The organism is Micromonospora sp. NPDC049799 (assembly GCF_040656655.1).
Taxonomy (GTDB): domain Bacteria; phylum Actinomycetota; class Actinomycetes; order Mycobacteriales; family Micromonosporaceae; genus Micromonospora.
The window spans coordinates 1-8,620 of the sequence record NZ_JBFAMU010000204.1; the positions used below are offsets into that span (position 1 = coordinate 1).

Sequence of the window (8,620 nt, forward strand, 5' to 3'; positions counted from 1 at the left end):
GCGGTCTCCAACGCGCGAGCCGAACGCCGCATGCTCGTCCAGGACATCTGCATGATGCTGGTGCCGCCACAGGTGGCCCGGGAGGCGTCCACCGCCGGCTCGCGCCGCTGGCCGGGCTGCGGTCCGAGCGCCTGCTCGACGTGCCGGAACCCCGGCACGCGGTGCTCGTCGCGGCGGTCGCCGCCGCCCGCGCCGTCCACGTCCTCGTCCGCGACCCGGTGTAAGGAAGGGCCCCCTGTTATCGCTTTCCGCATAACAGGGGGCCCTTCCTGACGCCGCAGAGCGGGCCGCTCAGACGGATCCCTTGAAGGTGTCGCAGGTCTTCGGGTCACCGCTGTCGTAGCCGCGGGTGAACCAGTCGCGGCGCTGCGCCGACGAGCCGTGGGTGAACTCGTCCTTGTTCACCGGCCGGTTCGCCCGCTCGGAGATGGCGTCGTCGCCGATCTTCTCGGCGGTGTCGACGCCCTGCTGGATGTCCTGTTCGGTGATGCTGGTGAAGATCTTCTGACCGCCCTCGTCCGCGGTTCCGGTGGCGTTCTTCGCCCAGGCGCCCGCGTAGCAGTCGGCCTGGAGTTCCAGCCGGACCGACAGGTCGTTGGCGTTGTCCGGGTCGCGCTGCTGCTGGCGACGCACCTGCTCGTTGGTGCCGAGCAGATTCTGCACGTGGTGGCCGTACTCGTGGGCGAGCACGTACGGCTGCGCGAACTCGCCCTCGGCGCCGAGCTGGTCGGCGAGCACCCGGTAGAAGGTGAGGTCGATGTAGACCAGCGAGTCCGCCGGGCAGTAGAAGGGGCCGACGCCCGAGTCGGCCTGGCCGCAGGCGGTGTTGACGCCCTGGCTGAAGAAGACGGTGTCGGAGGCCTTGTACTGCTCGCCGAACGCCTGCGGCAGGGCGGTGCGCCAGTACGCCTGGATGGAGTTGACGTAGAGGGTGTTGCGGCATTCGAGCTTCTCGAGCGCGTCCTCGGCGGCGCACGTCTGCTCCAGCGACGTGTTGTCGCCCTGCTCACCACCGCCGCCGTTGGTGGCTGCGTTCAGGCCGAAGCCGCCGCCGACGAGGGCCACCAGCACGGCGATGACGATGCCGACGATGCCGCCACGCCCGCCTCCGATGGGAATGGGGATCCCGCCCATCCCGCCGCCTCCGCCCGACCCGCGCCGGTCGTCCACCTGACTGGTGTCGATCCGTGCATTCTCGTTCAGCTCCATATCTACCCCGATCGCCCGTGTGGTCCAGTTGTGGTGGTTGCGGTACCGGACGGGGTCCGGACGACGGATTCCGTACCCGATGATCTTGGCTGGTAATCCGGCGGGGCGACTCCGCGGCGCCCGGTACACTTGTCGGGTGCTGCTCTGCGAAGGCTGAAACGCCCCGCGCCGACGGACCCACCGCGTCCGCCGGCGCTTTCGCGTGCCTGAGTCAGCCCTTCCAGACCCCGAGAGCGAGTCCGTCGAAATGATCACTGCCACCGGCCTGGAGCTCCGTGCCGGCGCTCGTATCCTGCTGTCCGACACCACGCTGCGGGTACAGCCGGGCGACCGGATCGGCCTGGTCGGCCGCAATGGCGCCGGCAAGACCACCACGCTCAAGGTGCTCGCCGGGGAGGGGCAGCCGTACGCGGGCCAGATCGACCGCCGCAGCGCCATCGGCTATCTCCCGCAGGACCCGCGCACCGGCGACCTGGAGGTCACCGGCCGGGACCGGGTGCTCTCCGCACGGGGTCTGGACGTGCTCATGGCCCAGATGAAGGAGATCGAGGCCAAGCTCGCCGAGGACGCCAGCGACAAGCTGGTCCGCCGCTACGGCGCCCTGGAAGACCAGTTCGCCTCCCTCGGCGGATACGCCGCCGAGGCGGAGGCCGCCCGCATCTGCGCGAACCTCGGTCTGCCCGACCGGGCCCTCGCGCAGACCATCGGCACCCTCTCCGGCGGTCAGCGCCGCCGCATCGAGCTGGCCCGGATCCTGTTCCGCGACGCCGGCGAGAACGGCGGCGGCATCCTGCTGCTCGACGAGCCCACCAACCACCTCGACGCCGACTCGATCACCTGGTTGCGGGGGTTCCTCGCCAACCACAAGGGCGGCCTGATCGTGATCTCCCACGACGGGTCGCTGCTGGAGTCGGTGGTCAACAAGGTCTGGTTCCTCGACGCCACCCGCTCGGTGGTCGACGTCTACAACCTCGGCTGGAAGGCGTACCTGGAGGCCCGCGAGACCGACGAGCGCCGCCGCCGTCGGGAGCGGGCCAACGCCGAGAAGAAGGCGGGCGCCCTGATGGCGCAGGCCGACAAGATGCGGGCCAAGGCCACCAAGACGGTCGCCGCGCAGAACATGGCCCGTCGGGCCGAGAAGCTGATCTCCGGGCTGGAGGAGGTACGCGTCTCCGACAAGGTGGCCAAGGTGCGCTTCCCGAACCCGGCTCCCTGCGGCAAGACCCCGCTGACCGCCACCGGGCTGTCGAAGTCGTACGGGTCGCTGGAGATCTTCACCGACGTGAACGTCGCGGTCGACCGCGGTTCGCGGGTGGCGATCCTGGGGCTCAACGGCGCCGGAAAGACCACGCTGCTGCGGATGCTCGGTGGCCTGCTGGAGCCGGACACCGGCGGGGTGCACCCGGGCCACGGCCTGCGGCTGGGCTACTACGCCCAGGAGCACGAGACGCTGGACGTGGAGCGGACGATCCTGGAGCACATGCGCAGCGCCGCCTCCGACCAGACGGACACCGACCTACGCAAGATCCTCGGCGCGTTCCTCTTCTCCGGCGAGGACGTGGACAAGCCCGCCGGCGTCCTCTCCGGTGGTGAGAAGACCCGCCTGGCGCTGGCCACCCTGGTCTGCTCCGGCGCGAACGTCCTGCTGCTCGACGAGCCCACGAACAACCTCGACCCGGTCAGCCGGGAGCAGGTGCTCGACGCGATCGCCCGCTACCCCGGTGCGATCGTGCTGGTCACCCACGACCCGGGCGCGGTCATGGCGCTCAAGCCGGACCGGGCCATCCTGCTTCCCGACGGCGACGAGGACGCCTGGAGCGACGACCTCCTGGAGCTGGTCGAGCTGGCCTGACCGTCGGCCACCGGTCGCGGGCGGTCAGCCGGCCCGGTCGAGCAGGTGGCCGACCACGCCCGAGCTGACCAGGATCACCACGCCGATGGCGATGAAGATCGCCGGGACCAGCCGGTGGCCGGCCTTCTCGACCGCCCGGGTCACCCGTGGATGCCCGCCGAGCCAGGCCCCGGCGGCGCACCACAGGGCGACGAGTACGACGAACACGAGCACGAAGACCGCGCTGTCGGCCGGGCCGAGGGCTCGGAACACGGGAACGTAGACGGCGACGTTGTCCGCGCCGTTGGCGATCGTCACGCCGGCCACGCCGAGGGCCCCGGTCACCACCGCCGGGGCCTCGTCGTCGTCGGAGTGCCGCAGCGCGCGGACGCCGAGCGCGATCGGCAGCAGGCCGAGCAGGCCGGTCCACGGGTCGGGGACCACCAGCAGCCCGGCCGCGACGACCGCGCTGGCCAGGACGAGCGCGGCGATGCCGAGGTACTGCCCGGCGACGATCTCCCAGGTCCGGGGGCGGCCCGTGTTGCGGGCGGCGACGAAGAACAGCGTCAGGACGACGATGTCGTCGATGTCGGTGGCGGCGAAGACCAGGGCCGCGCCGGCCGCGGTGCCGAGCAGGTCGATCATGCGCGGAGCGTACGGTCCGGCGGGACCGGGGGCACGCACGGCCGACGGCGCGCTCGGTGGGGCCGGTCGGCGGGATCACGCTATCGGGAAGCTGACATTGCATAGCGTGTCGGTTGGCGAAGAGTTGATATCTGGCGCATGATCGTTCGAGACGGTCTAATAGGTGGGACCGTATCCGAACCGCACAGTCTGGGACGTGAGGACACAGCATGGCAGCCACCGGCACAGCCACCAGCACTGAGAAGGGTCGCCGGATCGTCGGAGCCGAGCGTCAGACGCTCGCCAAGGACCTGGTAAAGCGGTACACCTCGGGCGAGAGCATCCGGGCGCTCGCGGCCTCGACCGGACGATCCTACGGGTTCATCCACCGGGTGCTCACCGAGTCCGGGGTGCAGCTGCGGCAGCGCGGCGGCGCCCGGCGCCGCAAGAAGGCGTGACCCGCCCACCAGCGTCGTCCACCAGCGCCGCGCCCCGGGCCGCCCGGTGACCGCCGAGGCGACCGGGGTACGGCTGGAATGCGACGGGCCGGTCGCAACGGTCACGTTGTGTCGGCCCGACGTGCTCAATGCCCAGACCCCGGCGATGTGGCGGGCGATGAGCGAGTTCTCCCGGGATCTTCCGGGCGACGTACGCGTGGTGGTCGTCCGGGGCGAGGGGCGGGCGTTCTCCGCCGGCCTCGACCTGTCGGTGGCCGGTGCCTCCGGGCCGGGCTCCTTCGCCGAGCTCGCCACCCTGCCGGAGCAGGAGTGCGCCGACCGGATCGCCGAGTTCCAGGCCGGCTTCACCTGGCTGCACCGCCCGGACGTCATCTCGGTGGCCGCCGTGCAGGGGCACGCCATCGGCGCCGGCTTCCAGCTCGCGCTCGCCTGTGACCTGCGTGTGCTCGCCGAGGACGCCAAGTTTTCCATGGCCGAGGTGACGCTCGGGCTGGTGCCCGACCTGGCCGGCACCAAGCGCCTGGTCGACCTCGTCGGCTATTCGCGGGCCCTGGAGATCTGCGCGACCGGCCGTCGGATGGACGCCGCCGAGGCCGACCGGATCGGCCTGGCCACCCTGGTCGTGCCGACCGTGGAGCTGGACGTCGCCGTCCGCGATCTCACCGCCGGCCTGCTGGCCGGTAACCGGGACGCCGTCGTGGAGATCAAGGCTCTGATCGCCGGCGCGACCGGTCGGTCCGCCGCCGAACAGCAGCGGGCCGAGCGGGAGGCGCAGACCCGCCGGCTGCGTGATCTGGCCGGTCGCGGAGAATAGTAAGGACCGTTCGGGAAGATCCGGGTTACGACCGAGGTTGTCACAGTGGTCGGGAGAATTGACCTGACGACTGCGGTCAGCCCGACCACCCGGAGGTGCGTGTGTCCAACCCGATGTCCGGCGGTGGCATGGCCAGTTGGAGCATGCTCCGGTCGATGCGCAACCGCGACGAGATCTCCTCCCACCGCCTGAAGCGCGGGGTCGCCCGGCGGATCGTGGCCTTCGCCCAGCCGTACCGCCGCGACATCCTGGTCTTCCTCGTGACGGTGGTGGTGGCCGCGATCATCGGTGTCGCCACCCCGGTGCTCGCCGGTGACGTCATCAACGGGATCAACCGGGGCGGCTCCGAGGCCGGCTCGCTGGTGGTCCGGCTCGCGCTGTTCATCGCCGCGCTGGCGGTGGCCGACGCCCTGCTGTCACTGGCCCAACGGTGGTATTCGGCCCGCATCGGCGAGGGCATCATCCTCGACCTGCGCACCCGCGTCTACGACCACGTCCAGCGGATGCCGCTGCAGTTCTTCACCCGCACCCAGACCGGTGCGCTGGTCAGCCGGCTCAACAACGACGTGCTCGGCGCGCAGCGGGCGTTCACCTCGACGCTGTCCGGGGTCGTCAGCAACGTCATCCAGCTGGTGCTCACCGCCGCGGTGATGTTCACCCTCTCCTGGCAGATCACCGCCCTCTCGCTGGTGCTGCTGCCGATCTTCATCATCCCGGCCCGTCGCGTCGGCAAGCGGCTCGCCGAGATCACCCGCGAGTCGTACGACCTCGACGCGAAGATGAACGCGACGATGACCGAGCGGTTCAACGTCGCGGGCGCCCTGCTGGTCAAGCTCTTCGGCCGGCCCGACGTCGAGGCCCGCCGCTTCTTCGACCGGGCCGAGCGGGTCCGTGACATCGGCATCCAGTCCGCGATGTACTCGCGGACGTTCTTCGTCGCGATGCTGCTGGTCGCGTCGCTGGCCCAGGCGCTCACCTACGGCCTCGGCGGCTGGCTCGCGGTCACCGGCAACGTCAGCGCCGGCACGGTGGTGACGCTGGCGCTGCTGCTCACCCGGCTGTACGGCCCGCTCACCGCGCTGTCCAACGTCCGCGTGGACGTGATGAGCGCGCTGGTCTCCTTCGACCGGGTCTTCGAGGTGCTCGACCTGCGGCCCGGCATCGAGGAGAGGCCGGACGCCGTGCCGGTGCCCCGGGGCAACGGCCGGGTCGAGTTCCGCGACGTGTTCTTCCGCTACCCGAGCGCCGCCGAGATCTCCCTCGCCAGTCTGGAGGAGGTCGCCGCGCTGGACCGTACGGTCAACGAGCCGGTGCTCAAGGGCGTCTCCTTCGGCGTCGAGCCCGGGCAGATGATCGCCCTGGTGGGCCCGTCCGGCGCCGGCAAGTCGACGCTGTCGATGCTGATCTCCCGGATCTACGACGTGACCGACGGGCAGGTGCTGGTCGGCGGCGTCGACGTACGGGACGCCACGTTGGACTCGTTGCGCGACGAGATCGGCGTGGTCACCCAGGACTCGCACCTGTTCCACGAGACGATCGCGGAGAACCTCCGCTACGCCAAGCCGGACGCCACCGACGACGAGATCTGGGCGGCGCTCGCGGGCGCGCAGGTCGCCGACCTGGTGCGTGCGCTGCCGGACGGCCTGGACACCACCGTCGGCGAGCGGGGCTACCGCTTCTCCGGCGGCGAGAAGCAGCGCATCGCGATCGCCCGCCTGCTGCTCAAGGCCCCGTCGATCGTCATCCTCGACGAGGCGACCGCCCACCTCGACTCGGAGAGCGAGGCGGCGGTGCAGCGGGCCCTCTCGGTGGCGCTGACCGGTCGCACCGCGTTGGTCATCGCACACCGGCTCTCCACGGTGCGCGACGCCGACCAGATCCTCGTGCTCGACGAGGGGCGAATCGTCGAGCGGGGCCGGCACGACGAGCTGGTCGCGGTGGGCGGGCTCTACGCCGAGCTGTACCGCACCCAGTTCGCGGTCGCCGACTCGCCCACCCCGTACGCCGACGCAACCGGCCCGGAGCCGGTGACGCTGCCGATGCGCTCGTACATCCCGGACGACGCCCTGCCGCCGGCCTCGGCCAACTGACCGGTCACACGGTCGGCCCGGGCGCCTCACCCGGCGGTGGCTGCCGTCCGCAGCTCGCCGAACGCGGCGCCGAGGGTCTCCGGGGTGAAGTGCGCGTTCAGGCCACTCGGGTTCGGCAGGACCCAGAGCCGGGCACCGGCGAGCGGCTCCGGCTGCGGGCCGAAGGCCGCCTTCGGCCGGGCGAACCCGACGCGGTAGGCGGTCACCCCGACCACGGCGACCCACCGGGGCCGGTACCGCTCCACCTTTCCGGTGAGGATCCGCGCCCCGTCGACCAGCTCACCGGCGGTCAGCTCGTCGGCCCGGGCGCTGGCCCGGGCCACCATGTTGGTGACTCCCACGCCGTACCCGGGAAGTTCGTCCTGCTCGCTGGGGTGCAGCAACCGGGGCGTGAACCCGCCCCGGTGCAGCGCCGGCCAGAACCGGTTGCCGGGGCGGGCGAAGTGCCACCCGGTCGCGGCCGACCACAGGCCGGGGTTGATGCCGACGAAGAGCACGTCCAGACCGGGCGCGATCACGTCGGTAAGGGTCCGCTCCGCCGCCGCGGCCAGCTCCTCGCGGGTGGGCCGCGGGTACGCCCCGGCCGCGCGACTCCGCCTTCCGGGGGCAGGGTCCGCCCCGACCATCACAGGCTCCGCAGTGCGCCACCGTCGACCGGGACCGTGATCCCGGTCAGGTAGCCGGCGGCGGGGGAGAGCACGAACGCGGCCACCGTGCCGAACTCCGCCGGCTCGCCGATCCGCCGCAGCGGGATGCCCGCCTCGGCCTCGGCGCGCGCCTGGTCGGGGTCGGCGGCGGCGGCGAACAACTGTTCGCTGCGGTCGGTCCGGATCCGCCCGGGCAACAGGCCCACGACGCGTACGCCCCGTGGGCCGTACTCGTCGGCGACGTCCTTCGCCATCCCGACCAGGCCGGGCCGCAGGCCGTTGGAGATACCCAGCCCGGGCACCGGGGAGCGCGCCGAGGTGGACAGCACCAGGCCGATCGCGCCGCCGTCGCCCTCGGCCAGGACACCGGCGACCGTCCGTACGACGCGGACGGTGCCGAGGAAGACCGTCTCGAACGACTCCCGCCACCGCGCGTCGTCGACGGACGCGGCGGTGCCCGCCGGGGGACCGCCCACCGAGACCAGCGCACCGTCGAGCCGGCCGAAGTGGTGCCGCGCCGCCGCCACGAGCCGCTCCGGTGCCTCCGGGTCGACCAGATCGGCGGTGAGCCCCACGGCGTGCTCCGGCCCGCCGAGGTCCCGCGCGGCGGCGGCCACCGCGTCGGCGTCCCGGGCGGAGAGCACCACCTTCGCCCCGTCGTCCACGAGGCAGCGCGCGGTGGCGAACCCCAGTCCCCGGGAGGCCCCGGTCAGGACGTACACCCGGTCGGTCAGTCCGAGATCCATGCCGTCGATCCTGCCGCACCCGCCCGGTGCCGGCATCCGCCGCCCCCGATCCCCGCGATCATGCACTTCCTGCCCCGTCAAACAAGGGCAGAAAGGACGAAGCGGCGACCGAAAGTGCAAGATCGCGGGAGGGGGAGGGGGAGGGGGTGGGGAGGGGGTGGGGAGGGGTGGGGTGGGGGTAGCGGGGGGCGGGGCGGAGGA

Annotated in this window: 9 protein-coding genes; 4 read left to right on the forward strand and 5 right to left on the reverse strand. The window is 71.9% G+C overall.

Features of this window, described 5'->3' with window-relative positions:
* On the reverse strand, positions 1 to 200 hold a 200-nt coding region (locus AB0I76_RS16705), incomplete at its 3' end, for a hypothetical protein (RefSeq protein WP_357035682.1).
* Between the two features lie 91 nt (positions 201 to 291).
* Complete coding sequence (locus tag AB0I76_RS16710; protein WP_357035685.1) at positions 292 to 1,209, reverse strand: neutral zinc metallopeptidase; 918 nt, start codon at positions 1,207 to 1,209, stop codon at positions 292 to 294.
* A gap of 247 nt (positions 1,210 to 1,456) precedes the next feature.
* Here AB0I76_RS16710 and AB0I76_RS16715 point away from each other — a divergent pair, with 247 nt between their 5' ends.
* Positions 1,457 to 3,061 carry an ABC-F family ATP-binding cassette domain-containing protein gene (locus AB0I76_RS16715; protein WP_357035688.1) on the forward strand — a complete coding sequence of 535 codons (1,605 nt, stop codon included), beginning with the start codon at positions 1,457 to 1,459 and terminating at the stop codon, positions 3,059 to 3,061.
* A gap of 24 nt (positions 3,062 to 3,085) precedes the next feature.
* On the opposite strand, the gene AB0I76_RS16720 is transcribed toward AB0I76_RS16715, so the two are convergent.
* Positions 3,086 to 3,685, reverse strand: coding sequence for a cadmium resistance transporter (locus tag AB0I76_RS16720; protein ID WP_357035691.1), 600 nt, complete (start codon positions 3,683 to 3,685; stop codon positions 3,086 to 3,088).
* A gap of 209 nt (positions 3,686 to 3,894) precedes the next feature.
* Here AB0I76_RS16720 and AB0I76_RS16725 point away from each other — a divergent pair, with 209 nt between their 5' ends.
* The 3 genes from AB0I76_RS16725 to AB0I76_RS16735 all read left to right on the forward strand — a co-directional run bounded on the left by AB0I76_RS16725 (position 3,895) and on the right by AB0I76_RS16735 (position 7,026).
* A complete protein-coding gene (locus AB0I76_RS16725; RefSeq protein WP_007462679.1) occupies positions 3,895 to 4,122 on the forward strand; it encodes a helix-turn-helix domain-containing protein in 228 nt (75 codons plus the stop codon).
* Between the two features lie 46 nt (positions 4,123 to 4,168).
* A complete protein-coding gene (locus AB0I76_RS16730; protein WP_357035694.1) occupies positions 4,169 to 4,936 on the forward strand; it encodes an enoyl-CoA hydratase/isomerase family protein in 768 nt (255 codons plus the stop codon).
* A gap of 113 nt (positions 4,937 to 5,049) precedes the next feature.
* The gene (locus AB0I76_RS16735) at positions 5,050 to 7,026 is read left to right on the forward strand and encodes an ABC transporter ATP-binding protein (protein WP_357035702.1); all 1,977 of its coding nucleotides are present in this window, start codon (positions 5,050 to 5,052) and stop codon (positions 7,024 to 7,026) included.
* Between the two features lie 26 nt (positions 7,027 to 7,052).
* On the opposite strand, the gene mug is transcribed toward AB0I76_RS16735, so the two are convergent.
* Positions 7,053 to 7,652: a G/U mismatch-specific DNA glycosylase gene (gene mug, locus AB0I76_RS16740; protein WP_357035697.1), complete on the reverse strand. Its 600-nt coding sequence runs from the start codon at positions 7,650 to 7,652 to the stop codon at positions 7,053 to 7,055.
* The gene (locus AB0I76_RS16745) at positions 7,652 to 8,419 is read right to left on the reverse strand and encodes an SDR family oxidoreductase (protein WP_357035700.1); all 768 of its coding nucleotides are present in this window, start codon (positions 8,417 to 8,419) and stop codon (positions 7,652 to 7,654) included. The genes mug and AB0I76_RS16745 overlap by 1 nt, the downstream gene beginning before the upstream one ends.
* Positions 8,420 to 8,620 lie beyond the last annotated feature (201 nt).